Below are 26,666 nucleotides of genomic sequence, written 5' to 3' on the forward strand. Positions count from 1 at the left end.
TTAGTTAACAGCCTAGGAACCACCATGAGCCAAGTTTATATCCGCGATGCGGTGATCAATGATGTGCCCTTAATCTATCAGTTTATCAAGGCGCTAGCGGTGTACGAGCGAGAGCCCGATGCCGTTGCCGCCACCGAGCACGATATCGAGCGCACCCTGTTTGATGAGGGGGCGACCGCCCACAGCATTATTTGCTTTGAAAGCGATGCCCCCGATGCCGAAGCCATTGGTTTTGCGGTGTATTTTTATAATTATTCCACCTGGCTTGGCCGCAATGGACTATATCTTGAAGACTTATTTGTCAGTGAAGACAAGCGTGGTCGCGGTGCCGGTAAGGCGTTGATGAAATATCTGGCGCAGCGTGCCATCAGTAAAAACTGTGGTCGTTTTGAATGGGTGGTATTGGATTGGAACAAGCCCGCCATCGATTTCTATCACAGCATAGGTGCCGAGGCCCAGGCGCAGTGGCAGATCTATCGTCTCAGCGGTGATAAGTTACTGCAATTTGCCGAGCAATAATCTGCCCTTTTATGAGCGCGCTATACCAATTCTGTTAAGTGTGTGATCAGATATAGCGCTGGATAAATGATGTGATGGCAAGGCGGAATTTTTATTATGTAGTTATTCTACATAGAAAAGTTCCAACGCAGTTAGCATGAAATATAGCCCGCTAGAATGATTAGCTATTTAAGTGAATTGGTATCAAAGCGCGCTTGTTACCTTTTTACTATTGAGTGCAAAATCCGGCTAGTGCCGAGCCGCCAATAGGGTAAGCTAAGCATATTAATCACCCTAGCCGGAATCTTTGTTTATGTTCACCGCCGATATCTGTCAAAAAGCCCGTTTAAGCCGTGATAAGCGCTTCGACGGCTTGTTTTATGTGGCGGTGCGCAGTACGGGGATTTATTGTCGGCCTATCTGTCCGGCCCCAGCCGCCAAAGAACACAATGTCGAGTATTTCGAGCATGCCCACTTAGCGGCGCAGGCGGGCTTTCGCCCCTGTTTACGTTGCCGCCCAGATGCCAGCCCTGGCAGCTATCCCTGGCTTGGGGCGCAAACCACGGCGCTCAGAGCAAAACGCTTAATCGATCAGGGCCATTGGTCCAAGGGCGGCGCCGAGGCGATAAGCACTCGTCTTGGGGTGTCATCTAGCTACCTTAATCAGTTGTTTAAAAGGCACTATGGCATTGCGCCAGGACAATACGCCTTGTTTAGCCAATGCCAATTTGCGAAACAGTTGTTGCAGCAAACTCAATTGACAGTCACCGAGATAGCATTTGCCGCCGGCTTTAATAGCGTGCGCCGCTTTAACGATGCCTTTAAGAAGCTGACGCAATTAACGCCCAGTGCCATTCGCAACAAAGCGCAATTGGACGCCAGTCACATCAGCTTGTTTTTAAGTTTTCGTCCACCTTATGACTGGCAGGCCATGCAGGCATTTTTACACAAGCGTTTGGTGTCCCCCATGGAGTGGATAACTGCCACCAGTTATGGTCGCACCTTCACTTATCAGGGATCGAAGGGCGAGTTTACAGCCCATTACCAGGAGCAAAAGCAGGGTTTTAGGGTGGAGATCAGCCTGGATAACTGGCACTGCCTGCAAGGAGTGGTTGCCAATATCCGCCGGGTGTTGGACCTGGATGCCGATACCCAGGTGATCAACCATCAGTTAGCAGCTGCGGTGGGCGAGCAGTTTGAGCTTACGTCGGGGCTGCGCCTGCCGGGTATCTGGGATCCGTTCGAGGCCGGGATCCGTGCGGTGCTCGGTCAGCAGGTGAGTGTCACGGCGGCGCGCACGCTCACTACCACCTTGGTGACTGAGTTGGGCGAGCAGGGGCGTTACTTCCCCACCGCCGCGCACATGGCCGCAGACGAATTGGCATTCTTTAATATGCCCGGGCGACGTAAGCAGGCGCTGCGGGATTTAAGCTCGTATATTGCTGAGCACGGCAGTGATGATCTGGATGCCTGGCAGGCGATTAAGGGCATAGGCCCCTGGACGGTCAATTATGCGAAAATGCGTGGCTGCAGCGATCCGGATATTTATCTCTGTGGCGATCTTGGCGTGCAAAAAGCGCTGGCGGGGCTCGCCGGCATAGAGATCGAACGTGCTGCGCCGTTTCGCTCATACCTTACCTTTCAACTATGGCAACAATTATGACCTTATTTCAAGAGTGTATCGACACGCCTCTGGGCGAGTTGGTGATCCAGGCGACCGACAGGGGCCTGTGTTATGTGGGTTTTGACCTTGGACGTAAGGCAGAAGCCAGTGCGGCTGCAAGTGCCAATGCCATCACCTCCCTCGCCAAAACCCAGTTAAAGGAATATTTTCAAGGCGCGCGGCAAGAATTTGAGCTGCCTTTAGATACCCAGGGTACCGAGTTTCAGCGTCAAATCTGGCAAGCCCTAGGTGGGATTGCCTATGGTAAAACAGGCAGTTATGGTGATATCGCACGCCAGGTGGGCAATCCCAAGGCGGTGCGCGCAGTGGGTGCGGCCAATGGTCGTAATCCCATCAGCATCATTATGCCTTGTCATCGGGTAATAGGCGCCAATGGCACCTTGACCGGGTATGCCGGTGGACTGGAGCGTAAGCGCTGGCTGCTGGCCTTAGAGCAAGCTCACTGTAGCAAGGAATAACCCCTAAAGAGTTTGCCTTGGCCTTGAGCCGGGGCTTAGTGTAAGCTTGGCGCGCGAAATTTTGAGAAGAATAACCATGGCTCAACTGTATTTTTACTATTCGGCAATGAATGCCGGTAAGTCCACCACCTTATTGCAATCGGCGTTTAACTATCGCGAGCGCGGCATGCGCCCCATGATCATGACCGCCGCCATCGACGATCGCGCCGGGGTCGGTAAGGTGGCCTCCCGTATCGGCTTGCAGGCCGATGCCTTTGTTTTCGATGGCACCAGCAATGTCTTCGATTTGATTGCCTCGCAACACCAGGAAGAGCCCTTGCATTGCGTGCTGGTGGATGAGAGTCAGTTTTTATCCAAGGAGCAGGTATGGCAGCTGACCGAGGTGGTCGATCAGCTAAAAATTCCGGTGCTGTGTTATGGTTTGCGTAGTGACTTTTTGGGGGAGTTGTTTGTCGGCTCCCAGTATTTACTGGCCTGGGCCGATAAGCTGGTGGAGCTAAAAACCGTGTGCCATTGCGGCCGCAAGGCTAATCATGTACTGCGTTATGGCCACAATGGTGATGTCGTGGCCAGTGGCGATCAGGTACAGATAGGCGGTAATGAGCGCTATGTATCCGTGTGCCGTAAACACTATAAAGAAGCGCTTAATCAAGATTCAGTCTAAGGCTTAGCCAAGGCATAGCCTAAGGCATAGCCCGGGTTTAGCCCAACAGTCTTTCCAGCTGCGCCCGGCGCTCGGGCGCATCCATAAAGGTCCAGGCAATAAAGCGGCTGCTTTTTTGCCCCTGGGCCATGGCCACCACCTCAATTTGCTCGGCCCCCAGTTTCCGTAATGTGCTCTTCAATGGGCGCTCATTTTCCTTTTTCGATACCAGGCTGGTAAACCAGATTACCTGCTCGGCAAAGTGTTGGCTCTCCAAGGCCATATTGCGGATAAAGGCCAACTCACCGCCTTGGCACCATAACTCATTGGCGCGGCCACCAAAGTTCAGGGCATCGCTCTGCTGCCCCTTTAAGTTACGCCATTTGCGTTGCGATCCGGCCTGGGCACTCTGTTCACTGTCATGAAAAGGCGGGTTGCACAGAGTGGCGACTAAGGTGTCCTGCGCCTTGATAATGCCGGCGAAGTACTGAGTCGGCTGCTTTTGCTGTATCACCTTGATTGGCAAGGCATTGAGCTGAGCCAGCTGTTTTGCCAACTTAACCGACTGCACATCTATATCGCTGGCTAAAAACTGCCAATTAAACAGCTTGTTACCTAGGATGGGGTAGATCAGTGAGGCTCCCGTGCCGACATCCATCACCCGCACCTTTGGCTGCTTTAGGCTGTGCTCAGTATCCTGGCTTATCAAATCATAAAGATGGTGCAAATAGTCGGCGCGCCCGGGCACAGGCGGGCACAAAAAGCCCTCGGGCAAATCCCAAATGGCTACATCGTAATGATGTTTAAGCAAGGCCTGGTTTAAGGTTTTCAGTGCCTTGGCATCGCTAAAGTCGATACTGGCTTGCCCATCCGGGCGCTTAACTACATAGGCTTGTAGATTTGGCAAGCTGCTGCACAGGGCGTCGAAGTCGTAGCCGTTACGGTGGCGGTTTTGTGGATGCAAGGGCGGGATCTCTATCACGTGAATATGGGCATAGTATAAGGGATCGGCCCGCCGGAATGTAGCGCCCAATTAAGCTGGCGCATGGACAAGCCATATAGGCCGTGTGCCGACCTTATTTACAGCTTAGAGAATACATGTAAATATGTTGGTTATTAATTAGTTAACTTACCATTGTCGTGGCGGCTAAATATTTTTAAGTAGCATAAAGCCGTTAGCTATCGGGTTAAATGTTTTCAACCAGAAACAACATCAATACTAGGGAAAATTATGACTGATAATAGGGAAGCACAACGCAGTGAAATCAATAAGAAAATGCTTCAGGCCCAGCTAATAGGCGCGCCGGGATCGATTTTATTCGGTTTGGGTTTGTATGGCGTTTTTGCCGTCAATGGCGATGCGTTTATCTCGTTTTTAAACGAAATAGAAAACAGCTATGCCTTACTCGGCATCGGTGGTGCGCTAATGGTGTGGCAGTTTGTTACCGTGATCAAGTTGTCGATAAAGCGCGCAAAATTAGGGTTACAGGATTAATTGAGCTGGTTTGACATTAATGGCTGCTTGTTTTTGAACTTGGGCCATTATGCCAACGCAGTCATCTTGACATAAGCTAGCCTTCAGTACCGTGTGCAAATACTGAAGGCTAAAAGGGAGATTAGTTATACTCGCCTTTGCGACAATCATCTCGTCGCACTATTTAAGTCTTTCTTAGTTGTTCTCTTTAGCCTTTTCTTTGGCTTTCTTTTCCTTGTCTTTCATTTTGTGCTTTGCATCTTTTTTGTGCTCGTGGACTTTTTCCTCAGCCGCTTCGTGCTTTTCTTCAGCTACTTCTTTTTTGGCTTCGGTTTTTTCTTTAGCCATTTCACGCTTCTCTTGGGCGTGCTCTTGAGCGTTTTTGTGCTTAAGTTCAGCGTGCTCATTGATTTCTTTAACTTGTGCTTTTTGCTCTTTTACTTCTTTTTCTTTTTTGTCTTGAGCACTGGCTTCAACACTTACACCTAGAGAAACGGCTAGCATTAATGCAACACTTAGTGGACGTAATGAGTTCATAATTTTTACTCTTGAGTTGTTAATTTCGTGTAAATCATACCACAGTAGCCTAAACCGAAACTGAACGAAAAATTAGGAGTGATTTTAATAACTTGTTGCCGATTATCAACACTGGTACGATGAGATAAAAATAACAAAATGGGCCGAATTATGACCGATATTCAGCAGCAGTCGCTTTTTATTGACCTCAATGCGTCGCAGCAATTACACCTGCGTTATATTGCCAAAGCCGATGCCTGTGGCCCAGCCGTGTTTTTTATGCATGGCGCAGTAGAAAACGGCAAAATTTTCTACACCCACAGCAACAAGGGCCTGGCGCCATTTTTGGCGCGGCAGGGTTACCGCTGTTATGTAGCCGACTTGGCAGGACGAGGAGAGAGTAAACCGGCCATTGGCCGCGGGTCAGCCTATGGTCAAACCGAGGCTATTTGCACCGAGATCCCCGCCTTTATCGACAAAATTACCGCCCATAGCGGTGCGTTTCCCCGTTTTTGGGTGGCGCACTCATGGGGCGGCGTGCTCTTTAACAGTGCCTTTGCCCGTTTTCCTGAATACGCCGAGCAGGTGAGCGCATGCGCCTACTTTGGTTCTAAACGTTCGCTCTATAACCGCCATCTGGGTAAATTTATTAAGGGCAATTTAATTTGGTATTGGCTCGCCCCTAAATATGCGCAGAAGCACGGCTACCTGCCTGCACGCCAGCTTAAGTGGGGCAGCGATAACGAAACCATTAAGTCGCACTATCAGAGCATGCAATGGGCCAAGGTGCAGCCCTGGGTCGACAGTGATGATGGCTTCGATTACGGCGCATCGCTGCGTCATAAAGCGTTACCGCCCATTTTGCATATCGCCGGGGTCAAGGATAAGTCTCTTGCCCAGCCCATCGATATTAAGAAGTTTATTCAGGAGTCCGGAGTCGGGCTGCAAGAGTTAAAAATTTATGGCCGCAGCCATGGTCATCACCATGATTATGGCCATATTGATATGCTTACTCACCCGCAGGCAGTGCGGGATCAGTTTCAGGATGTTGTGGCCTGGTTTGCACGACATGGCTAAAGCAGCCTAAAAACGCCTGTTCATACTCTTTATAGGCAAGGTTTGCGCCCTGGTAGAGCTTTTTTCGTACCTGAATTCGACTTAAGGTGGTAACCGCGCTGTTACTGCTGTGGTAATTAAGGCATTGCTCGGTGTAGACAATATCCAGCCAGGCGCATAGTTGGCGCAGTACCTGCTCCGGTTGCTCTATCAACTGCTCATAATGCTGGGTGTAAAGGCTGTCACCAACGCTCTGGCGCCAATGCTGCATCAGTCCCTCGTAGCCTTGATAATAGTCTTGCAGCATATCCATATCGCAGAAAAAGGCCTCATTGGCGCCAAAATAGTGGCCAAACACAGACCAGGCCATGGGATAAAAACTGCGGCGCATGTCGATAAATAAAGCATTAGGAAACAGCGCCTTGATGGCACCGATTGCCTGAAAGTTGGCCGGCAGTTTATTGAGAATAAACTGATGGCCCAGCTGCTGCTTGGCGACTTCGTCAGCATACATCTGCCTGAGTTTTGAGCGCATCTCTGCATTCAAATCGGTCATACAGGCGGGAAAAGGGCGCTCTGTAACGGCGCTAAGGTAGGCCATAAGTTTGCCGCTAAAAACCGGGTTTTCACCCAAGCTTGCCACCTTAGGGTGCTGGCATAGCATTTGTTCTAGCAGGGTTGAGCCGCTTCTGGGCATGCCGACGATAAACACGGGGGTGAAACTGGCCTTAATTCCATCGCGCTGGGAGCGAATAAAATCTGCGCTAAACAGGGTCTTAATCTCATCAAGGTAGGAATCAAAGCCCTTTTTGCTAAAGGCTGGGCAGAGCTTGGCCTGTAACTTGTTGGCGAGACGATAATGGGCGAAGGCTTGATTCTTATCGCCCACCTGATGATAGCTTTTACCTAAGGTGTAGTGGGCAACCACGTTGGCATGCTTATTTTGCGTGCCTCTGAGCAAGGTGTGCAGGCGGGCAATTTGCTCGCTGCCAATCGCGCTAGGGTCAAGGTGCGCCAGTTCATAATAGAGATACAGGGTGACATCCTGGTCCGGGCAGGCCAATCCAAGGGTGAGCGTATGCCTGGCCTGCTCCATAAACCCATACACCAACTGATGTTGAGCCAGGCGGTAAAAGGCTTCGCCATTATGCGGCGCGATTTTGCAGCAATAGTCCAGGATAGCGAAGGCATCTTGCTGTTTTTTAAGGGCATCAAAGGCATCGGCAAGGGCAAAGAGCGGCTCCAATACCTTGGGCAAACGCTGACAGGCTTTTTGAAGCAGGTACACGGCCTGTGGATACTTCTCCAAACGCATGGCGATGCGGCCCAAGCCGAACCAGGCTTCACCCTGATTGGGATTAGCCTCTAACAGCGACTTAAAATGAAACTCAGCTTGTTTTAATTTGTTTTCGCCAAGCAGTCGGTTGGCATGCGCGAGTACATTCATATTGTTTGTTTGCTGGTACGAGTAAATTCAACATAACGCTCGGTGGTTACGAGCGCAAGCATAAAAAAGCGGGCTGACGCCCGCAGTGGATGGTTAGGTTAAGGCTCGAGCCTTAGAAGCTATAAGAAGCCTTCAGATAGTAGTAGCCGCCATTAAACCCATAGGGTGAGGTTTCATAAAACTTACCGCCCCACTGGTTATTGGGAATGCCGGTCGCATCTTCGAAGTCGAGCGGCTCGCCTTCTTCATCAAAGATGTTTTGCGCACCCAGGGACAGGTCGATGTTATCGTTAACATGATAGGTTAACTCCATATCGAAGGTCACAGTGGCATCGGCCATTTTCGCCGTGGCGTCATAGTCTACGTGCACACCCTGGTACTCTCCATAATAATTGGCGCGCACAAAACCCGAGATGGACTCCCATTGCTGTGCCCAGGTGGCAGTCGCGCGATGGTTCGGTAGGTCGTCTTCAAGCCGACTTACCTTGAAGCCACCTGTGATTTCACTAAAGCGGGTAACCTCGGTTTCATTCCAGTTGTAGGCCAGGCTAAAGGTAGAAGAGCCATCGAGTAGGTCGGTACTGTAGTTGGCGACGACATCAACACCCTTGGTGGTGGTGTCGAAGTCATTGGTAAAGAAGCTGACCTGCGCCAACTGTTCAACGTTAGGTACGCCAGCTTCCTTCAGCCTTTGTCTGTCGTCATCGTCCAACTCGATTTTATCCGACTGACTGATGCGGTCTTCAACATCTATGTTGTAGTAATCCACCGTCAGGAAGAAATCACCGTCCTGATACACCGCACCCAGGGTGTAGCTGTCGGACTCTTCCGGTTGCAGCTCTTCACCACCAAGCAATACGGCGATGGGGTTGGTCGGCGGCAGCAGGGCCGAGTCGACCAATACACCGCTGCTTAGGTTGGTTTGTACGTTACTGACATTGGCCTGGCCGACCGTGGGCGCCCTAAAGCCAGTGCTGAGTGAGCCGCGCAATGCCAACACATCGTTGATGGTGTAGTGGGCGGTGACCTTGTAGTTGGTGGTTGAGCCAAAGGTGTCGTAGTCTTCAAAACGCACCGCCCAGCCCATGAGTAGATCCTCGCTGAATAGGGTTTCTACGTCCACGTAAGCGGCATAGTTTCGGCGGGTAAACTCGCCGGCTTGTGACGGTTTAAAGCCGGGGAAGCCGTTTGAGCCGATACTAAAGCCTTGATCGAAGAGCGGGCCAACCTCAAAGGACTGCTCGTCGCCGGAGATCACCGTAAAGGTTTCCTCACGCCATTCCAGGCCGCCGGCCAGGTTGGCATCGTCATACAGGCCCCAGTCAAAGGCTTTGCTGAGATCAAAGTTAAAGGTTTTCTCTAATTGCTCGTATTTACCAGGAGAGAAATCGCGCGGCGTATCCGGGCCCAATGAGGCGTTAATGGAGTCATAGAGGAAGTAACGTGAGGCATTGTAGCCGACCGAGGCGCTGGCGTCGTAGAACCAGCCGTGTAACCAGCCATCGGTAAATTCACCTTTCACCCCTGCGGTTAGCGAGGTATCAACGACATTACCGCCAAAATTAGGGGTGAAACCGCCGGGCAGCAACTCGTTAAAGGCGAAACAATCCGGGTTATTGGCAACGCGGTTAATGTATTCCGGGTTATCGAGCACGTTCTCATCAATAAGAATATCGGTAGGGCAGTTGCCGCTCATATCACCGGTTAAGTCACCAACGAGTAGCGTCTGACCTTCATCCGGGGAGTAAACGCCGGGGCGGGTGTGTGGGTTACGGTAGTAGAAACCGCCGCGAACATCACGCTCGGAATAGTTACCGAACATATAGAATTCATCATCCTTGCTTAGTTGCAGGCCGATATTACCAAACACAGTGATGTCGTCATCGATCTCCGGCGAGCCCCAAATCTGTGCCGGATCCGCGACATCTGGCACGCCTGCGGCCGCGAGTTTTTCCGCATCGTAATGTTGAACGCTGCGGCTGGTGGCGTCGGCGTTTTTATACTGGAAGCTAAAGTTAGCGAAACCATCATCGGTAAATGGCAGGCCGATATTACCGGCAAGCTGGGTGGTATCGCCATCGCCCTCATAATACTGACCATGGCGCAGCTCCAGGGTGCCCCCTTCGCTGGCGTCTTTAAGCACAAAGTTCATCACCCCAGCGATGGCATCTGAACCGTATTGCGCCGCGGCACCATCGCGTAGCACTTCCACCTGCTTTAGGGCGATGCTGGGAATAACCGAGATATCTGGGCCTTGGGCGCCGTCATTGATACCGCCGCCCAAGAAGGCAATGACCGAGGCACGGTGGCGACGTTTACCATTTAACAGCACCAAGGTGCTGTCCGAAGGCAGGCCACGAAGGTTCGCCGGGCGCACCAAGGTGGCGGCGTCGCTGATCGGGTTACCGTGCACGTTGAAAGACGGCACGCTGCCTTTTAGGACCTCCAACATATCCGAGTTGCCGGTTTTACCCAGCTCTTCGCCGCCGATGATATCGACCGGAACTGGAGAGCTACCGATGGAGCGGGGTGCCGAGCGCGAACCCACTACTGCGATTTTTTCAATATTCTTGATGTCTTCTGCTTTTGCATCGTCATCGGCCAGCGCCGCCGTGCTATGCATGGCCGCCAAGGCGGTTGTAGATAATAAGGCGCAGCGCACCGCCGCCTGTAACTTTCTGTACTTTAACTTCATGTTTCGTCCCCCAGTCATATACAGATTCAGATTGCTTATAGTTATTGTGTACATGTTATGTATACAGATCGTTAACATTAAATTCAACAGTGGGTCACAAAAGTGTTGGGTGTGAGATGTTTTTATCCAAGGTAGGAGCAGTTGTCCGTCCTCGGTTACGGGAGCTAGTGAAACGCGCAGAAGTATGTGACAATGCGCAATCAGATCCCTAATTAAAGACAGTATGCGAATCTATCGTTCGTTTCATCGCGCTCCACTGCGGGTGCTTATGATTTCGCGGCGCCGACAAAAGCTGAAATTGCGCCGTGCTATGGTCACGCTAAAATGGGCTCTTGCCCAAGAGCGGCAAGAAACAAGGGAAATGCTCGATATCTATAAGCGCTACACCAAGGGACAGGCGTCTAAACAAGACTTACAGGTAGCCAATAAACAATTTGTCGATATTCTTAAAGGCCTCGGCCTAGGGGTGTTTGCCGTGCTGCCGTTTGCACCTATCACCATTCCTCTGGTGGTCAAAATTGCGCACATGGTTGGCGTCGATATCCTGCCGAGCTCCTTTAGCCACCCCAAACCGCCAAAGACCAAAGCGGACAACAAGCCTAAAGACGATTAACCGCGGCCAAGGCTGGGTTAGCGGCAGGCAAACTCGGCAAGTGGTAAATACACCAGTCCCTGGTCGTCACGGGTCGAGTGATACAGGGTGAAATGGTCAATCTCTAGTTGCAGTGGTGTTATCGGGCTATCGACGACAGGTGGCCTTTTAAGGTTGCGTGCCAGGGTGACATGGGGGCGATAACGCCGGTGTTGGTCCTCAATCTGTTGCTGCTTGGCCAGGGCTTTAAGGTCGCCAGCCAGATTCAACAAGCCAGGGTCGGGGGAGCTGGGTCGCAGGTGGAAGAGGCCGTTGTGTGGCCAGTAGTCATACTCATCCAAGCTTAAGGAAAAATGAGGTACCACCAAGTCGCCCGCATCCTTGATCAATTGCTGCGCCTGGGTGTGTTCAACCTGACCGAGAAACATCAAGGTTAAATGCCAGTTACGGCACTGGGTTGGCGCCTTGCTGAGGGAAACATGGCGGTTTAACCAGTGATTGATGTGCTGTTTGTGCTCGGCGCTTAGCCCCAAGGCAAAAAACAGCCGACGTGCTTGCTCGCTAGGTCCCATGGCTTGGCTATATCATTTACTTTTTTAACTTGATATCCTGCTTATTATCAGTAATAAAAAGTGAGTCCGCAATGAATTTACTCATCAATAAACCTCGTCTCGACACCGCCTTAATCCCACTTTTCGTTTTTGACCAACAAGGCTGCGATGCTTGGTGCCAGGAGCAAGATGACTTTACCCGTACCTGGGTGGCCCGCTCACTGCAACAGCAACCCGGCCTGTGTGTGCTGCCGAACTCTGAAACTGGCGAGCCGCAAAGCGCTATTCTGGTGACCAATGATGGTGGGGATATGTGGGCCGCCGGTGATATCATTGGCAAACTCCCTAAGGGTGACTACCAATTACAAAATACCGCCAATGAGCGTGAAATCGCCCTGGGTTTTGTGCTGGGTGGTTATCAATTTAGCGGTTACAAGCAAATTCAGCAGCCGCAGGCGCGTTTGTTGATTGCTGACTCGGCCTTATATGATGAATTAGTGGCCTTAGTGGAGTCTACGCAACTGGTACGCGATTTGGTCAACACTCCGGCCGCAGACATGATGCCGCAGCATCTGAGCGAAGTCATGAGCGATCTGGCGCAACGTTTTGATGGTGAATTCAGTCAGTGGATAGGCGATGAGCTGCTAGAGCAAAATTATCCCACCATTCACCTGGTTGGCCGTGCCAGCGAAAATAAACCGCGTTTGCTCGACTTACGCTGGGGCAAGAAAGACGCGCCTAAGGTGACCCTGGTCGGTAAGGGCGTGTGTTTTGACTCTGGTGGTCTGGACTTAAAACCTGCCGCCGGTATGCGCTTAATGAAAAAAGACATGGGCGGCGCCGCTCATGTTATTGGTCTTGCAAACCTGATCATGGCCATGGGTCTTAATATTCAACTGCGTGTATTGGTTCCTGCGGTGGAAAACGCGGTCTCACGCAATGCGTTTCGCCCGGGTGACGTGGTAAAAACCCGCAAGGGCCTGACCGTGGAAATTGATAATACCGATGCCGAAGGTCGTTTGGTGTTATGTGACGCTTTGGATGAGGCGCAACAGGATGAGCCGGATATGATCATCGACTTTGCTACTCTGACCGGCGCCATGCGTATTGCCTTGGGGACCGAACTGCCAGGCTTCTTTAGTAACGATGACGCTGTAGCCGAGGCTCTCACTCAAGCCGGTGAGCAAAGCCAAGACCCGGTTTGGCGCATGCCCTTGTTCGCCCAATACAAAAACCTGCTGAAAAGCGATGTGGCGGACTTGACCAACTGCGCACCGGGCCCATTCGGTGGCGCCATAACCGCAGCATTATATCTGCAGGAATTTATCGACGTGAAAACCCCTTGGGTGCACTTTGATGTGATGGCCTGGAACGTGCGCGCGCTGCCAGGTCGTCCGGTGGGCGGTGAAGCCTTTGGTATTCGTGCCGTGTACGCCATGCTGGCAGACAAATACGGGCGCTAGGATTTAATCACCCGACATTACCTTACCTCGAGCCGCTTTTGCGGCTCGTTTTTTATACCAACTCTGTTAAGTATGTGATTAGCTATTTAAGTGAATTGGTATTATTCCCCTTCGGACTCGTCCTCGGGCTCATTGAGCCAGGCTCTGGCCGCATCACCATCGGAAAAGTACTTTACCTCGCCGCTGGTAAACCAATTGGCGATGCGCGCCGCGTAATCCTGCCAGTCGTGACGGCCATAAAAGGCGATACGGCGAAATTGATGTCTGTGGGCAATACCAAGTTTAAAGTCATCCCACAGCGCATGTGCGGTAAAGCCTTCTAATTCACTGGCGTCGATAAACACATCGACGATGCGCTCATCCAATCCCTTCAGGGCATCATCAAACATCGGGGTGATCACTTCATAGTCGTGATGATCTAACTTGCCGACTATTACCATGGAGATGTAAAAACGCGCTTTGGTGCGCTCTATACCTATGTGTAAACCATGACGTTGCATTTGCTGACCCTTATTGCGTGTTGAGGTGTTTATTTAACATAGCAAAGGGTGGTGAGAACGCCGATGATGTAGCGCAATAAAACAGCAAAAAGAAATGAGGCCGCGAGGGCGGCCTTGAAATGTTTGGCAGCAAGTGCCCTTATTGCTGGCAGGCGGCAACAGCGTCGGCGATAAGCTCGAGGCCTGTTTGTGGGCAAGGAGGTAACTCGGCGTTACTTTCGCGCACGGGCGCGACCCTTTGACCCCATTTAATGTAACTGGCCGCCCAGGTTAGACCGGCGCCAAAGGCCGCCGACATAATGTTGGCTCCGGGCTTGATCATGCCGCGCTCTACCGCTTCACACAAGGCGATGGCAATGGTCGCCGCCGAGGTGTTGCCATATTCATCGATATTGACCATCACCTTGTCGTCTTCGACCTTAAGGCGCTGCTGAATGGCCTGGATAATGCGCAGGTTAGCCTGATGCGGCACCAATACATCTATGTCATCCAGGCTCAGCTGCGCCTGATTCAGCACGTCATCGCAGGCGCCACTCATGCCTTTAACCGCGCGTTTGAAAATTTCCGGGCCGACAAAATGCAGTTCCGAACCGCCAATGGCCTCGTACTTATTGATGTTCGAGCCAAAGTTTTCGATGTGCAGAATGCTGCGATCCGAGCTGTCACAGCCGGATTTACTGGCTAATAAACCAAGCGCTTGCTCGCTTGCTTCAAGCACCACTGCACCGGCACCATCACCAAAGAGCACGGCGCTATCGCGGCGGGCCCAGTTGATATACCAGCTCATACGCTCGGCGGCGACAACCACGGCGCGTTTGATCATCCCGGCCTGAATTTGTGCTGTGGCCATTTGCAGGGCATACAAAAAGCCCGAACACGCGGCGTTACTGTCGCAGGCCGCGGCTCCGGTGGCGCCCAGGCGTTGCTGAACCTCGGAGGCGGTGTTGGCCACAACCGTACTTGGGGTACAGGTGGCGACTAAAACTAGGTCCAGCTCTGTGGCATCCAGACCAGCGCAGTCAAGGGCCCGTTGCGCCGCAACTGTGGCCATTTCGGCGGTGCTTACGTGGCTGACATGGCGTGCTTTAATACCCGTGCGTGAGCTGATCCATTCATCGGAGGTGTCGACGACGGTGGCAATGTCCTGATTGCTAATTCGAGCCGGTGGGACACACTTTCCCCAACCGGTGATCTCTGCATAATGCATATAAAATCCTAGTAGTTGCTGCATTGGCGACAGCTTTTCTCAGCTGGCCCGATGTCTTTGCTATGTAGCTGCTTTATATCAAACTGAACCAGTTTGGTCGAGTTCTACTAGCACCTGGGGCGAAAGTATGTTCTGTTAATGTTATGTATATCATGCTTAGCCACTGTGGCTTGCTAAACACAAAATAAAAATAACGGAGCCTAGGTAAACGATGAAACAGACCCTGATAGCATCCCTGATAACGCTGGTAGCGGGCACCCTAGCCGCTGCCCCCGCAGCGGCACAAACGACGCTTATCCATGCCGGCGAGTTGCTCAAGTCCGCAGATGCCAAGGTATTAAAGGCCCAAACCATAGAAATTAAGGAGGGTCGGGTGCAAGGGCTGCATCAGGGTTATGTCGATGCCGCCGAACTTGGTCTAAAGAATGCCAAGGTTGTTGATTTAAAAGATAAATTTGTGTTGCCAGGGATGGTGGACTTGCATGTTCACCTGACCTTCGAGCGTGACCCCAAGGCCAACCCCCATCGTATGCTTAATGAAGTAGAGGCGGATCAGGCACTGCGGGCCGTGGCCTATTTACGCAAGACCGTCGAAGCCGGATTTACCACGGTACGGGATTTGGGCGGTAACAATAAGGTGATTTTCCCACTCCAGCGTGCGGTTAAGCAGGGCACCTTGGTGGGGCCGCGTATCATTGCCGCCGGTGAAGCGGTTACCCCAACCGGCGGGCATGGCGACATGCATGGCTACCGCCAGGAAATTCTCGATGCCTTTGCCCCACGTATGGGCGTCTGTGATGGTGCCGATGACTGTACCCGGGCCGTACGTGAGTTGGTCAAAGGGGGCGCCGAGGTGATCAAAATCACCGCCACCGGCGGGGTGCTCAGCAATACCAAGGCGGGGCTGAATCAGCAACTAACCGATGCTGAGCTCGCGGCCATAGTGAAAACCGCCCACAATCTCGGCCGTCCGGTGACCGCCCACGCTCATGGCGCCGGTGGCATCGCCGCGGCCTTGCGAGCCGGGGTGGACTCAGTTGAGCACGGCTCCTACCTCAATGAGGAAACCATCGGCTTATTTAAACGTACCGGCGCCTATCTGGTACCGACCTTGTTGGCCGGGGTGACGGTGACCGAGGAGGTTAACAATAACCCGGCGCTGCCCGCAGCCATTGTCGAAAAGGTGAAAACCGTGGGGCCCGTGGTTAAAGACTCGTTTCAACAGGCCCTGGCGAAAAAGGTGAATATTGCCTTTGGCACCGACTCAGGGGTGTCGCGTCATGGCGATAATGCCAAGGAATTTGCGCTCTTGGTCGATTATGGAATGAGCCCTCGCCAGGCCCTGGCAACCAGCCTGACCCATGCGCCTAAGGTGTTGAATATGGAGCATGAAGTTGGCAAATTGGCGCCCGGCTACTACGCTGATGTTATTGCCTTAGATAAATCGCCGCTGAACGATATCGACCAGTTGACGGCGGTTCGTTTCGTTATGCAGCAAGGAAAAGTCATTCGCCACCATGAACAAGATTAAAGCGCAGTTATTTGAGCACCTGATCGAGCTTGAACGCTCCTTGATGCGTGAAGATGTGCGTGCCGATGCGGCGCGCCTGAACGCCTTAATTGACGATGATTTTATTGAGGTGTCCTCGGATGGGAAGCGTTTCAACAAGGCGAATGTGCTTGAGCGCCTGCCCAAGGAGCAGTCGAAAAGTCGCAAGCCACTTTTTCATAATCAGGATTTTGTTGGCCGTATGCTCAGTGACACCGTGGTGCAGCTCTATTATCGCAGCGCCCTGCGGCGCATTCGGGGCGGGCAGTGGCATTTTTCCTCGCGTATGTCTTTGTGGCGTTTGGATGGCGAACAACAATGGCGGGTGGTGTATCACCAAAGCACGCCGTGCGAATCATTTCCCCTGGAATAATTGCTCCATTTTTCAAAATGTTAGGTTCACCTATACATTTCAGTTCGCCCGAGGGGATTCGCGCTCTTGGTTAGTAGCTCTTATTAAAATACTCATTTTATATCAGAGAGTTGACTCGCTAAATCTTGATTAAGAGCGTTGCTTTGACACTTTGTCGCCCCCTTGCTCTGAGCCACAATTTTGCCGCTAAGCGGATCGCAGGCTACGCTTAAGCAAACAGTGGCCGGTGGGCTTAATTATGAATTTTGCAGAGTTTAACTTTTACGCGGTGCTCTTGTCCGCCGTCGCAACATTTTTTCTGGGCGGTTTATGGTATTCGCCCTTGATGTTTAAAACCGCCTGGCTCGATGGCTGTGGCTTAACCGACGTGGACTTGGCACAGGCTTCCATGGGTAAGGTCTTTACCTTGGCCTTTCTCCTTTCCTTGGTAGCGGCCTTTGTGTTTGCCTTGTTCTTAGGACCCAAGCCCGAGCTAGGCTTTGCCGTTGGTGCCGGATTTGCTGCTGGCTTGTGTTGGGTGGCGACCTCTTTTGGTATCAGCTATCTCTTCGAACAAAGACCGTTAAAGTTATTTTTGGTTAACGGCGGCTATCATACCTTGCAATTTACCCTGATTGGTTTGATCTTAGGCTTATGGCATTAGTGCGTTACTTTGCCCCATAACCCCGAGTTTATTAAGGGTTTTCTCTGAGGCTGTAACGGGTTAGAGTTTATACTCAACAATTCCACTGAACTGTTACGCTTGTCACCTTGGCAACTGGCCGGCAAATTAGGGTCTGTTGACCTTTGTTGTTTGTTTCTGCAGCAGTTTGTAGTGTATTTATACAAGGCGGCACATGTGTGGTGTAGTTATTCTACATAAACATGTAACAACACAGTAGAAATGCGCTACAAGCGCTGCCCTACGGGTTCATCTCAACGCATCCTGCTCTGTGTTACTCGCTATGAACATAGAATGACTATGCATCATAACGAGCGTCGTGATCAGAATGCGTTTAGATTGAACATAAAGTAAACCGCAAAGATAAACAGACCCTAGTCACAGCTTAAAAGAATAACAAGGATGGACATGGATATTCACCGCGAGTCCCAATTACCTCAGGCAGGCCCAAAAAGCCTGATTTGCGAGTCGGGCAGGGTGCTTTTTGGTCACTTCGATGGCCCGGTTCAATCCTTGGGGGTTGAGCACTTTCGCTACATCAATGCGATGGACAAACCCCATGGTTCGCTGGCGCGGCGCTTTCATTTTAAGCAATTCCAGTTTGTTTCTGTGTGCACTCCCAGGTTCCTTCTTGGCGTGGCCCTTGCCGATATTCGCTATGCCGCCTCTGGCTTTTGCTATCTCTATGATATTGAAGCTAATAAGCTGGTGGAAACCAGCTGGCTTAAGCCCCTGGCGTTGGGCTGCATCATGGCGCCTTCTCCGTGGGATGGATACTCCCGGTTGGGCGGCAAAAAGGGGCAGATCAGCATGGAAATTAAGGCCGGGGTCTGGCAATTGCGTATAGCCACCGAGCAGATCGACGCCGCTCTAACCCTGGTACCGCCATTAAATAGCCTGCCCATGGCCATGTGTAACCCCACAGGTTACAGCGGCTGGACCTATACTCAGAAACACAATGCCTTGGGAGTCGAGGGTTCACTAATTATCAACCAAGAACCCCTAGCTCTGGATGAGGCGCTGGCAGGCTATGATTTTTCTGCCGGTTTTATGCGCCGGGAAACCAGCTGGCGCTGGGCCAGCATCAACGGCCGTATCCAAGGAGCCTTATTTGGCCTAAACCTGGCCGCCGGGGTCAATGAAACCGGTTGCAATGAGAATGTGTTCTGGATTAATGGACAGCGGCACTTACTTGGCCCGGTACAGTTTGATTTTACCCGGGAAAGGTCAGGGCACAAGAGCCGAGAATGGCGAATAAGCTCCCTGGATGGCAAGGTCGATTTAACGTTTCACCCCCTGAATAAGCGCCAGGAGCGCTTGAACCTGTGGTTATTAAAAAGCAACTTTCGCCAGTATATCGGCTATTTCGATGGCGCGATTGAAGATGCCTCGGGGCGGGTGCATCGCCTCGAAAAGGTTCTAGGTTTAACGGAAGACCACTTTGCCCTGTGGTAGTGATGCAAACGCGTTGCAAAGCCGTTAAAGCCCGCTGGATAGGGCGCCTCATTGGCCTACCCCGTGCTTAAAATGTTACAGTAGCGCCTCGCTAACAGTGGGGGAAGTATGGCCAAACCAAATAAAAAAGGGCCGGTTCGTACCGTGGATATTTTTTGCAGTAAATGCCGTACGCAACTTTATAAATACCGCAAGGGTGGTAAGGGCGCGCTGGTGAAATGTTTTATCGAACGCATCAGCGAGGATTACACGGACCAAGTGGCGACCTGCCCTAACTGTGAGCAGGTGTTTGCCAGGGAAACCCTGATCCGGGGCACGCCGGCGCTAAAAATGATCGGTCAAAAGGTGTATATGAAATAAGCGCTAAATTGTGCCTGGCGGGCGGGCATTTGTCCTTAGGTAGCGAAGTCTTGCTTGATAGGCTGACCCCGTTTGTTTTGTGGAGCTAGGCAATGGACCTATTATTTGATGTTATTGGCATGAGCGGCACTTTTTTGGTGGTGGGCGCTTTTTTCTTACTGCAGCTCGAGAAGTTACCAGCCTCAGGCCTGGGGTATAACCTGATGAACTTAACCGGTGCCATCTTACTGTTGGTAAGCCTGTGTTATAACTTTAACCTTGCCAGTTTCGTTATCGAAATATTTTGGATAGCAGCCTCCTTATCGGTATTTATAAGCACGTGATGGCCCGTCGTGAGCTGAAGTCCGTCCCTGCTTCTTAATGGTTTGAGCTGAGGTCGCCTGTGTATGCATCTCGGCACGGCTATCAGCACAAAAAAGCGGGCTAATTAGCCCGCTGAGTTTGGCGCATAAGAGTGAAAATTAGCGAGGGAGATTTTTGCTCACTTTTTTGTTTTTATTCATAACACCGCTGTAATAACCGTGCAGCGCATCGTTGAGCTGTTTTTCGCAGCGTTTCAATTGCTCGCCCTGGGTGATCACCTGCATGCTGAGTTTAACCTTTTCTTCGCGCATGCTGTTGATGTCTTGCGCTTGGCCTTGCAGACGTCGCTGTAGCTCTTCCACTTGTTGTGTTGATGATTTAAGCAACTCATGCAGCTCCTTGTTGCGGTCCTGAAGATCGCGACAATGATGCTTCATTACATGCTTACTGGTATTGGCTTCTTCTAACTGCTGCTCCAGCTCAGCTAACTCCACCTGGACGTCTCGTTTGGCTTGAACCTGCACCTGTTGCATTTGCTCGGCCATTTTGTCCATGTGCGCCAAGGCTTTTTTATTCAGCTCATCCGCCTGATTGATCTGTGCCAATAGCGGCGCTTGCGCTTCATGCAAGTGCTTTATCTGGCGCTCTTTTTCTTGCAGTAATTGCTTATACAGGTGCAACTGTTCGTGAATCGAAGGTTCACCGGATGATTTGTTAATATGGGTGACGTTGGGCTGCATAGCCGCTTCCATAGGAGGATGTAAGTCAGAGTGCGCCATGATCTATCCTTGTTTACGTTAGAATTTGAACTGGTTAAATTTTAACAAGGATATTGAGCGCAACTTATTGATCTAAATCAGCTTGGTGGGGCTATTGGCACCCCAGTCGCGATGAACTTTGATCTAGCGCAAGGGCTGCGCTAAAAAATCGACCGCGTGAGGCGGACCATTTTATTTAACCAAGATGCAGGTGACATTGTCGCCGGCACCGCGGGTCAGTGCCGAGTGCATCAAGGCCTGACCGGCAGCCTGTAGATTAGCGGTTGCAAGTGACACTTCTATTTCAAAGTCAGATAATTTTTGGGTTAAGCCGTCGCTACACAATAAAAAGATGTCATCGGTCTGCCAGGTACCATGTACCACCTCGACCTGCACGTCGTGCTTGACCCCAATGGCCCGTGCTACCTCGTGTTGTAATGGGTGGCTGGCCGCTTGCGCCGAGGTGATGACGCCGCTATCGAGCAACACATTAACCCGGCTATGGTCCCGAGTTTGCTGTTCTAATCGGTTGTTTCTAAATAGGTAGCCGCGACTATCGCCAACCCAGATAAAATAAAAATCAGTACCGTCCAGCACCAGGGCAACCGCCGTAGAACCCATGGTTTTTCCCTGCATAAGCTGTTGTGAGTGGTGAAAGAGTTGTTTATTGGCGTCTTCAAAGGCGTTTATTAGGGTGCGGTGGAGGGGCGTGCTTTGAGCCTTGTTATGTAAATGCTGCCTAACGATTTCGATTACCTGCGAACTGGCATAATCCCCTTTGCTGTGCGCCCCCATGCCATCGGCAACAACCCAGACCCGTTGCTCGGGGAGTGCCAAGAAGGCGTCTTCATTTTTGCTGCGAATAACGCCGCAATGGCTCTGGGCGAAGCTAGTTAAGCCCATGCCTTTGTCCATACTGCTTTGCTTGGTTGTGGCTGTTACCGGACAGGCCCGAAAATAAGTTAACCATGGTGACCATAAATCTTGTCTAATCCCTTAGCTTTCGCACATCTTTAGACGGTAGTAGTTCAAACCTTGCCCTTTACATTAATCCTTTTGGGTTCAACCGCAGATGAATGGTCTACAGCAGTGAGCCGCCGCTGTTGTTGGGCTTGGTTGCAGCAACAACCAAACCCAGAGCGAACCTAAAGGCGTCGGCCTTCACCGGCGTAGCGTCCGGCAAGAATTTTTTCATACATCTCATCGGCTATCTTTTTCGCCCGCTCGATGGCATCCGGTTGTAATTTACGTTCATCGAGCTTGCGGCTGGTGCTGGCATCCAGGTTGCCGTTGTATTCAGCGATGGTGTTCCAGATATATGACTTTTCGATATTTTTAGGAACTCCCAGGCCTTCGTAATACATTAACGCCAGGTTAAATTGGGCCAGGGTGTAATTCTGAGCTGCGGCTTTTTGATACCAATCAACCGCGGTAGGGTAATCCTTCAACACGCCTTCGCCATTGGTGTACATCACCCCCAGGTTATATTGAGCGGCGGCCACGCCCTTATTGGCGGCACCGGTGAACAGCTCGACCGCTCGTAGCAGGTCCACTTTGACGCCTCGACCTTCCTGATACATAACGGCTAAGGAAAACATCGCGTCGGCGAAGTCTTTATCAACGGCTTGTTGATACAGTTGCGCTGCTTTGTGTTGATTCTTGGCGACGCCATGGCCATTTTCATAGAGCTGAGCTAGCTCATAAATCCCTGGCGCAAAACCTTTGTCGGCAAGGTATTGAAATTCGCTGATGGCGGTTTCAAAGTCACCTACATTGGCGGCAGCAATTCCTTCTTCTAAACCAGCTTGGGCAGGAGGGGTGAGCACGAGTGCGGTGCACAGACTGACAGTGTATAGGGTATATCGCAACATAGTGTGTCTCCGGGGATGGCTGCTATCTATCTGATTCTAGCTTGTTTATTGATTATTATCCAAAGTCTATCGAGAAATAAACACTCCGATTCTGAAGTTTTTTAGTTATATCTAATACCTAGGCTGCTCATTAGGACAAAAGCAAAAACAGGCTCAAGACGCAAGTCTTTAATTCTGACCCAATTCCATGCTACAACAGTCTAAATTCTGCACACAGGAGAGAGGAATGAGCGACCAATACAGTGCACTGCGTAGCAATGTCAGTTTATTAGGACAAATATTGGGGCAGACCATAGAGCAGGCCTTGGGTGCACCGGCCCTGGAGAAGGTCGAGGCTATTCGTCAACTGGCTAAAAGCTCTCGCTCCGGTGATGAGCAAGCCCGGGGGCAGCTGCTTGACGAGCTGCACCGCCTCAGTGACGATGAACTCTTGCTGGTTGTCCGTGCATTTAATCAGTTTTTAAACCTGGCCAACGTGGCCGAGCAATACCATACGGTTTCACGTCATGCCGATACCGGCTTTTGTCAGCTCGATCCCTTAAAGCAAACGCTCAAACGCCTTAAACAGAGCAATATCAGCAGCGAGCAAATCGCGCAAACCTTGGCCAAACTCGATATTAACCTGGTATTGACCGCGCATCCGACCGAGGTGACGCGACGCACATTAATCAACAAGCATGTGCAATTGAGTGATTGCCTCGACCGACTTGAACTCGACAACCTCCTGCCGACGGAGCGCACCCAGTTATTGGCCCGGATGCGCCAACTCATTGCCCAGGCTTGGCATACGGATGAAATTCGACACAGTCGTCCAACGCCGCTGGACGAAGCCAAATGGGGCTTTGCGGTGATAGAAAACAGCCTGTGGCAGGCGGTGCCCGAGTATGTGCGCGAGCTTGATACCCTGCTGCAACAGGAGTTAACCATGGGGCTGGCGTCAAGCGCACGCCCGGTGCGCTTTACCTCCTGGATGGGAGGCGACAGAGACGGTAATCCTTATGTTACCGCAGAAGTGACCCAAAGCGTGCTCGAGCATGGCCGCTGGATGGCGCTGGACTTGTATATTCGCGATATCAACCAGCTGATCAGTGAGCTTTCCATGCATCAGGCCAGTGAAGAGCTGCTGGCACTCAGTGGCCAAACCCACGAACCCTATCGCCAGGTTCTCAAAACCCTGCGCAACGACTTGCAATTGACCCATAAATACCTGGAAGCAAAAATCACCGGCCAGCCATCCCGGGGTGAAAACCGTATTACCGATATAAAGCAAATCAGCAATGTGCTGCAGCTGTGTCACCGCTCGTTGAGCGCGAATAACATGGCGGTCATCGCCGATGGCCTGTTGCAAGACACCCTGGTACGTTGCCGCTGCTTCGGCTTGCAGCTAAGCCAGCTTGATATTCGCCAAGACAGCGACAAGCATGCCCAGGTGCTGGGTGAGATCAGCCAATACCTGGAGCTGGGGGATTACTGCGCCTGGGATGAACAAACCAAGCTCGCCTTTTTAGCCAAGGAGCTGGCTAATCCTCGTCCTTTGCTGCCTAGACACTGGCAGCCATCGGAGCAAACTCAAGAGGTGCTCGATACCTTTAGGGTGATAGCGGACAATCACGCCGATAATTTTGGCATCTATATTATTTCCATGGCTCGCCAGGCCTCAGATGTACTGGCGGTGAAGTTGCTGTTAAAAGAAGCCGGGTGCGCATTTAATATGCCGGTGGCGCCCTTGTTTGAAACCCTGGATGATCTGAATCGCGCCCCCGAGGTGATGCGGACCCTTTATGACAATGAGGTCTATCGCGCCGTGATGGGGGAGCAGCAATACGTGATGATAGGTTACTCCGACTCGGCTAAAGACGCGGGTATGATGGCCGCAGGGTGGGCGCAGTACAGCGCCATGGAGTCGCTGGTAACCCTAAGTGATGACTACGGCCTTGAGCTGGTGCTCTTCCATGGTCGTGGCGGCACCGTGGGCCGCGGTGGCGCTCCTGCGGCTCAGGCATTGCGCTCGCAGCCGCCGGGCAGCTTGAAAAACGGCCTGCGAGTGACCGAGCAGGGGGAGATGATCCGCTTTAAATATGGCCTGGCCAGTGTCGCCAAACAAAGCCTGCACCTGTATGTGGGCGCCGTGCTCGAAGGGAACCTGATGCCACCGCCGCAACCCGAGCCGCAGTGGCGCGAGGCCATGGCGGTGATCAGTGATGTTTCCTGTGAGCATTACCGCGACATAGTGCGCGGCAATAAAGATTTTGTGCCTTATTTTAGAAGTGCGACGCCGGAGCAGGAGTTGGGTAAACTGCCCTTGGGTTCACGCCCTTCGAAACGTAATCCAGACGGCGGCGTGGAAAGCTTAAGGGCCATTCCCTGGATATTCGCCTGGTCACAAAACCGTTTGATGCTGCCCGCCTGGTTGGGAGCGTATCAGGGGCTGGCGGCGGCCATAGAGCAGTTTGGAGAGCAGCATCTGGCGCATATGAGTCAGCAATGGCCTTTCTTTCGCACCCGCTTAGAAATGCTGGAAATGGTCTTTTGTAAGGCCGACAGCTGGCTCAGTGCTTACTATGATCAGCGGCTGGTCGCGCCCGAACTGCAGCCCTTAGGTGAGAAACTGCGCGGTGAGCTGGCCAAGGCCACGGCACTTATCAAGGAATTGAGCCCCGAGCACACCTTGCTCGGCCATCAGCCCTGGATCCGCGAGTCCATTGCCCTGCGCAACCCCTATACCGACCCCTTAAATGTGCTTCAAGTGGAGTTGCTAAAACGGGTGCGAGGCGGTGGCTCGGTGGCCTTGGACAATGCCCTGATGATCACCATGGCCGGCATCGCCGCAGGCATGCGTAATACCGGCTAAGTTGGTGTAAAGTAGCGCTAATGCGGGCCAGGTTGCCGCGTTAGCGCCGCTAGGTTACTATCGGCATAAACTCCTAAACGAAAGGACAGCCTGTGTGTCCAACCCTCATGCTTGAAAGTATCAAGCAGCAACGCGGCATTATCAGTGTGCAGCAATTTCAAAATCTCGCCCAGTTACTGGGCAAGAACCCTAAAGACACCGCACAATGGTTGCTGGCGCACATTCAGTCTTGGGCGGTTGCACCGATTTCCCAGTTTCAGGTGGCGGCTTTGGTGCATGCTCGTAACCACCAGGGTGAAGATTTCTATACCGCCGGGGTGAATGTGGAGCTGCCTCATTGCGGACTCGAGAGCGCCGTGCATGCGGAGCAAACCGCGCTGCACAATGCCTGGCTCCATGGCGCCACCGAGATACGGCACCTGTATGTCAGCGCGACGCCCTGCGGTTATTGTCGTCAGTTTATAAATGAGTTTTGTGCCGACACCGGGGTGGAAATTAGCATAGGTGAGGTCGACTCGACGCTGGGCGAGTTATTGCCCTTGGCATTTGGCCCCAGTGATTTGGCCGTGAGTGAGCGTATTTTGGATGTCGAAGAGTCCTGCCAACTAAGCAAGGGTTCCTATGGTGCCGGCGAGCCACTGCATCGGCATCTGCTGCACAGCTATGCCCCTTACAGTGGTGGTTTAGCAGCGCTGATGCTGAGTGTGGGAGAAGAACGTTTTTATGGTCGTTATATTGAAAATGCGGCCTTTAACCCCAGCTTTCATCCCTTGCTGGCGGCACTAAGTCAGGTTGCTCTAGCGCACCAGGGGATTGATTTTAAAGCGATTGATACGGTGACCCTGTGTGAGGTTGAAAGCCTCAAATCGCACCGGGACAGCACAGAAGCCATGGTGCGGCGCTTAGCGCCGCAGGCCAAATTCCAATATCACTGTGTGAGCAATAAAGCGGCCGCAGCCAATACCTGAGTGATGGCGCGTTGTTCTATGGTGGCGATATCCACCGCTGGGATCTCCTGATCGCAACGATTAACCAGCACCCCGGCGATGCATCCGGCGCGTAACCCTAACGCGCTGCACATGGTCAACAGGGTGGCCGATTCCATTTCATAGTTCATCACCTTGAGCGCTTGCCACTGAGCCATGCTGCCTTGTAGATGCTTCGGCACATAGCCGCTGTGAGTATCGTAGCGCTCCTGACCCGGATAGAAGGTGTCGCTGGAGGCGGTAATGCCAATATGGTGTGCTTCATTGCTTTGCTCACAGGCGGCGACCAGCGCAGCAGTGGCTTTAAAGTCAGCCACGGCCGGGTAGCTGGCGGGAGCAAAATGATGCGAGGCGCCGTCGAGGCGTACAGATGCATGGGTAATAAGCAGCTCGCCCACCTTTATATGGGGCTGAATGGCTCCTGTGGTGCCGACGCGTAAGAAGGTGTCGACCCCCAGCTGCGCCAGCTCTTCGACGGCGATGGAAGTCGAAGGACCTCCTATGCCGGTGGAACACACCACCACGCTTTGACCCTTTAATTCGCCAAGATAGACATGAAACTCACGGTGTTGCGCCAGACATTGATGGTTATCCAGCTGCTGTGCGATCACCGCCGCGCGCTCCGGGGCGCCGGGTATAATCGCCAGGGTGGCGCCGTTTAATTGGGCCTTTGAAATGCCAAGGTGAAACATTGTCTTCATAGTAACTCTCTGAT

The 26,666-nt window shown here is 52.0% G+C and carries 26 protein-coding genes and 1 pseudogene; 16 read left to right on the forward strand and 11 right to left on the reverse strand.

Translation table 11 applies throughout. The annotated features are described in order from the left end of the window. Positions 1 to 24 precede the first annotated feature (24 nt). The 4 genes from C2M36_RS08535 (at position 25) to C2M36_RS08550 (ending at position 3,304) form a co-directional block, all read left to right on the forward strand. Complete coding sequence (locus C2M36_RS08535; protein WP_105254535.1) at positions 25 to 519, forward strand: GNAT family N-acetyltransferase; 495 nt, start codon at positions 25 to 27, stop codon at positions 517 to 519. A gap of 292 nt (positions 520 to 811) precedes the next feature. Then, positions 812 to 2,161 carry a DNA-3-methyladenine glycosylase 2 family protein gene (locus C2M36_RS08540; protein WP_105254536.1) on the forward strand — a complete coding sequence of 450 codons (1,350 nt, stop codon included), beginning with the start codon at positions 812 to 814 and terminating at the stop codon, positions 2,159 to 2,161. Further along, the gene (locus tag C2M36_RS08545) at positions 2,158 to 2,640 is read left to right on the forward strand and encodes a methylated-DNA--[protein]-cysteine S-methyltransferase (protein WP_105254537.1); all 483 of its coding nucleotides are present in this window, start codon (positions 2,158 to 2,160) and stop codon (positions 2,638 to 2,640) included. The genes C2M36_RS08540 and C2M36_RS08545 overlap by 4 nt, the downstream gene beginning before the upstream one ends. A 76-nt stretch (positions 2,641 to 2,716) precedes the next feature. Next, positions 2,717 to 3,304 carry a thymidine kinase gene (locus tag C2M36_RS08550; RefSeq protein WP_105254538.1) on the forward strand — a complete coding sequence of 196 codons (588 nt, stop codon included), beginning with the start codon at positions 2,717 to 2,719 and terminating at the stop codon, positions 3,302 to 3,304. A 37-nt stretch (positions 3,305 to 3,341) separates the two neighbouring features. Here the strand turns inward: C2M36_RS08550 and rlmF are convergent, their stop codons facing one another. Next, on the reverse strand, positions 3,342 to 4,247 hold the full coding sequence (rlmF, locus tag C2M36_RS08555) for a 23S rRNA (adenine(1618)-N(6))-methyltransferase RlmF (protein WP_105254539.1): 906 nt from the start codon (positions 4,245 to 4,247) through the stop codon (positions 3,342 to 3,344). A 267-nt stretch (positions 4,248 to 4,514) separates the two neighbouring features. Here rlmF and C2M36_RS08560 point away from each other — a divergent pair, with 267 nt between their 5' ends. Next, on the forward strand, positions 4,515 to 4,778 hold the full coding sequence (locus C2M36_RS08560; RefSeq protein ID WP_105254540.1) for a hypothetical protein: 264 nt from the start codon (positions 4,515 to 4,517) through the stop codon (positions 4,776 to 4,778). 174 nt (positions 4,779 to 4,952) lie between these two features. Here C2M36_RS08560 and C2M36_RS08565 read toward each other — a convergent pair whose 3' ends face one another. After that, on the reverse strand, positions 4,953 to 5,294 hold the full coding sequence (locus C2M36_RS08565) for a hypothetical protein (RefSeq protein WP_158678896.1): 342 nt from the start codon (positions 5,292 to 5,294) through the stop codon (positions 4,953 to 4,955). A gap of 150 nt (positions 5,295 to 5,444) precedes the next feature. Here C2M36_RS08565 and C2M36_RS08570 point away from each other — a divergent pair, with 150 nt between their 5' ends. Further along, positions 5,445 to 6,350 (forward strand): alpha/beta fold hydrolase, encoded by a 906-nt coding sequence (locus C2M36_RS08570; RefSeq protein WP_105254542.1) that lies wholly within the window; start codon positions 5,445 to 5,447, stop codon positions 6,348 to 6,350. Here C2M36_RS08570 and C2M36_RS08575 read toward each other — a convergent pair. Both C2M36_RS08575 and C2M36_RS08580 read right to left on the reverse strand, forming a co-directional pair. Continuing rightward, positions 6,283 to 7,776, reverse strand: a complete 1,494-nt coding sequence (locus C2M36_RS08575) for a tetratricopeptide repeat-containing sulfotransferase family protein (RefSeq protein ID WP_105254543.1) — start codon at positions 7,774 to 7,776, stop codon at positions 6,283 to 6,285. The two genes, C2M36_RS08570 and C2M36_RS08575, sit on opposite strands and share 68 nt — an antisense overlap. Positions 7,777 to 7,888: 112 nt before the next feature. Beyond that, positions 7,889 to 10,471, reverse strand: coding sequence for a TonB-dependent receptor plug domain-containing protein (locus C2M36_RS08580; protein WP_105254544.1), 2,583 nt, complete (start codon positions 10,469 to 10,471; stop codon positions 7,889 to 7,891). A gap of 223 nt (positions 10,472 to 10,694) precedes the next feature. On the opposite strand from C2M36_RS08580, the gene C2M36_RS08585 reads away from it, so the two are divergent. Beyond that, a complete protein-coding gene (locus C2M36_RS08585; RefSeq protein ID WP_105189100.1) occupies positions 10,695 to 11,084 on the forward strand; it encodes a hypothetical protein in 390 nt (129 codons plus the stop codon). 17 nt (positions 11,085 to 11,101) lie between these two features. On the opposite strand, the gene thpR is transcribed toward C2M36_RS08585, so the two are convergent. Continuing rightward, a complete protein-coding gene (thpR, locus tag C2M36_RS08590; RefSeq protein WP_105254545.1) occupies positions 11,102 to 11,635 on the reverse strand; it encodes an RNA 2',3'-cyclic phosphodiesterase in 534 nt (177 codons plus the stop codon). A gap of 71 nt (positions 11,636 to 11,706) precedes the next feature. On the opposite strand from thpR, the gene C2M36_RS08595 reads away from it, so the two are divergent. After that, entirely contained in the window at positions 11,707 to 13,077 is a 1,371-nt protein-coding gene (locus C2M36_RS08595; protein WP_105254546.1) for a leucyl aminopeptidase family protein, read from the forward strand. A gap of 101 nt (positions 13,078 to 13,178) precedes the next feature. Here the strand turns inward: C2M36_RS08595 and C2M36_RS08600 are convergent, their stop codons facing one another. Beyond that, positions 13,179 to 13,577, reverse strand: coding sequence for an STAS/SEC14 domain-containing protein (locus C2M36_RS08600; RefSeq protein WP_105254547.1), 399 nt, complete (start codon positions 13,575 to 13,577; stop codon positions 13,179 to 13,181). 139 nt (positions 13,578 to 13,716) lie between these two features. Beyond that, on the reverse strand, positions 13,717 to 14,784 hold the full coding sequence (locus C2M36_RS08605; RefSeq protein WP_105254548.1) for a ketoacyl-ACP synthase III: 1,068 nt from the start codon (positions 14,782 to 14,784) through the stop codon (positions 13,717 to 13,719). A gap of 211 nt (positions 14,785 to 14,995) precedes the next feature. On the opposite strand from C2M36_RS08605, the gene C2M36_RS08610 reads away from it, so the two are divergent. From C2M36_RS08610 to C2M36_RS08635, 6 genes and pseudogenes are all read left to right on the forward strand, one after another. Then, positions 14,996 to 16,315, forward strand: coding sequence for a metal-dependent hydrolase family protein (locus C2M36_RS08610; RefSeq protein ID WP_105254549.1), 1,320 nt, complete (start codon positions 14,996 to 14,998; stop codon positions 16,313 to 16,315). After that, positions 16,302 to 16,706, forward strand: a complete 405-nt coding sequence (locus tag C2M36_RS08615; protein WP_105254550.1) for a nuclear transport factor 2 family protein — start codon at positions 16,302 to 16,304, stop codon at positions 16,704 to 16,706. Before C2M36_RS08610 ends, C2M36_RS08615 begins: the two co-directional genes overlap by 14 nt. 238 nt (positions 16,707 to 16,944) lie before the next feature. After that, entirely contained in the window at positions 16,945 to 17,349 is a 405-nt protein-coding gene (locus C2M36_RS08620) for a DUF1761 domain-containing protein (RefSeq protein WP_105254721.1), read from the forward strand. 420 nt (positions 17,350 to 17,769) lie between these two features. Beyond that, positions 17,770 to 18,822 carry a DUF2804 domain-containing protein gene (locus C2M36_RS08625; RefSeq protein ID WP_105254551.1) on the forward strand — a complete coding sequence of 351 codons (1,053 nt, stop codon included), beginning with the start codon at positions 17,770 to 17,772 and terminating at the stop codon, positions 18,820 to 18,822. Between the two features lie 108 nt (positions 18,823 to 18,930). Next, on the forward strand, positions 18,931 to 19,182 hold the full coding sequence (locus C2M36_RS08630; RefSeq protein ID WP_105254552.1) for a hypothetical protein: 252 nt from the start codon (positions 18,931 to 18,933) through the stop codon (positions 19,180 to 19,182). 92 nt (positions 19,183 to 19,274) lie between these two features. After that, positions 19,275 to 19,543 (forward strand): annotated as a pseudogene (locus C2M36_RS08635) (CBU_0592 family membrane protein). Between the two features lie 100 nt (positions 19,544 to 19,643). On the opposite strand, the gene C2M36_RS08640 reads toward C2M36_RS08635, so the two are convergent. From C2M36_RS08640 to C2M36_RS08650, 3 genes are all read right to left on the reverse strand, one after another. Further along, entirely contained in the window at positions 19,644 to 20,264 is a 621-nt protein-coding gene (locus C2M36_RS08640; protein ID WP_158678897.1) for a hypothetical protein, read from the reverse strand. Between the two features lie 171 nt (positions 20,265 to 20,435). Next, positions 20,436 to 21,158: a PP2C family protein-serine/threonine phosphatase gene (locus C2M36_RS08645; protein ID WP_105254554.1), complete on the reverse strand. Its 723-nt coding sequence runs from the start codon at positions 21,156 to 21,158 to the stop codon at positions 20,436 to 20,438. 230 nt (positions 21,159 to 21,388) lie between these two features. After that, positions 21,389 to 22,114 carry a tetratricopeptide repeat protein gene (locus C2M36_RS08650; RefSeq protein ID WP_105254555.1) on the reverse strand — a complete coding sequence of 242 codons (726 nt, stop codon included), beginning with the start codon at positions 22,112 to 22,114 and terminating at the stop codon, positions 21,389 to 21,391. A gap of 226 nt (positions 22,115 to 22,340) precedes the next feature. Here C2M36_RS08650 and ppc point away from each other — a divergent pair, with 226 nt between their 5' ends. Further along, a complete protein-coding gene (gene ppc, locus C2M36_RS08655; protein WP_105254556.1) occupies positions 22,341 to 24,965 on the forward strand; it encodes a phosphoenolpyruvate carboxylase in 2,625 nt (874 codons plus the stop codon). Between the two features lie 92 nt (positions 24,966 to 25,057). Beyond that, positions 25,058 to 25,933 carry a cytidine deaminase gene (gene cdd / locus C2M36_RS08660; protein WP_158678898.1) on the forward strand — a complete coding sequence of 292 codons (876 nt, stop codon included), beginning with the start codon at positions 25,058 to 25,060 and terminating at the stop codon, positions 25,931 to 25,933. Here the strand turns inward: cdd and udp are convergent. Next, positions 25,894 to 26,652, reverse strand: coding sequence for a uridine phosphorylase (gene udp / locus C2M36_RS08665; protein WP_105254558.1), 759 nt, complete (start codon positions 26,650 to 26,652; stop codon positions 25,894 to 25,896). The two genes, cdd and udp, sit on opposite strands and share 40 nt — an antisense overlap. Positions 26,653 to 26,666 lie beyond the last annotated feature (14 nt).

Source organism: Pseudoalteromonas sp. T1lg75 (genome assembly GCF_002964705.1).
GTDB lineage: Bacteria > Pseudomonadota > Gammaproteobacteria > Enterobacterales > Alteromonadaceae > Pseudoalteromonas.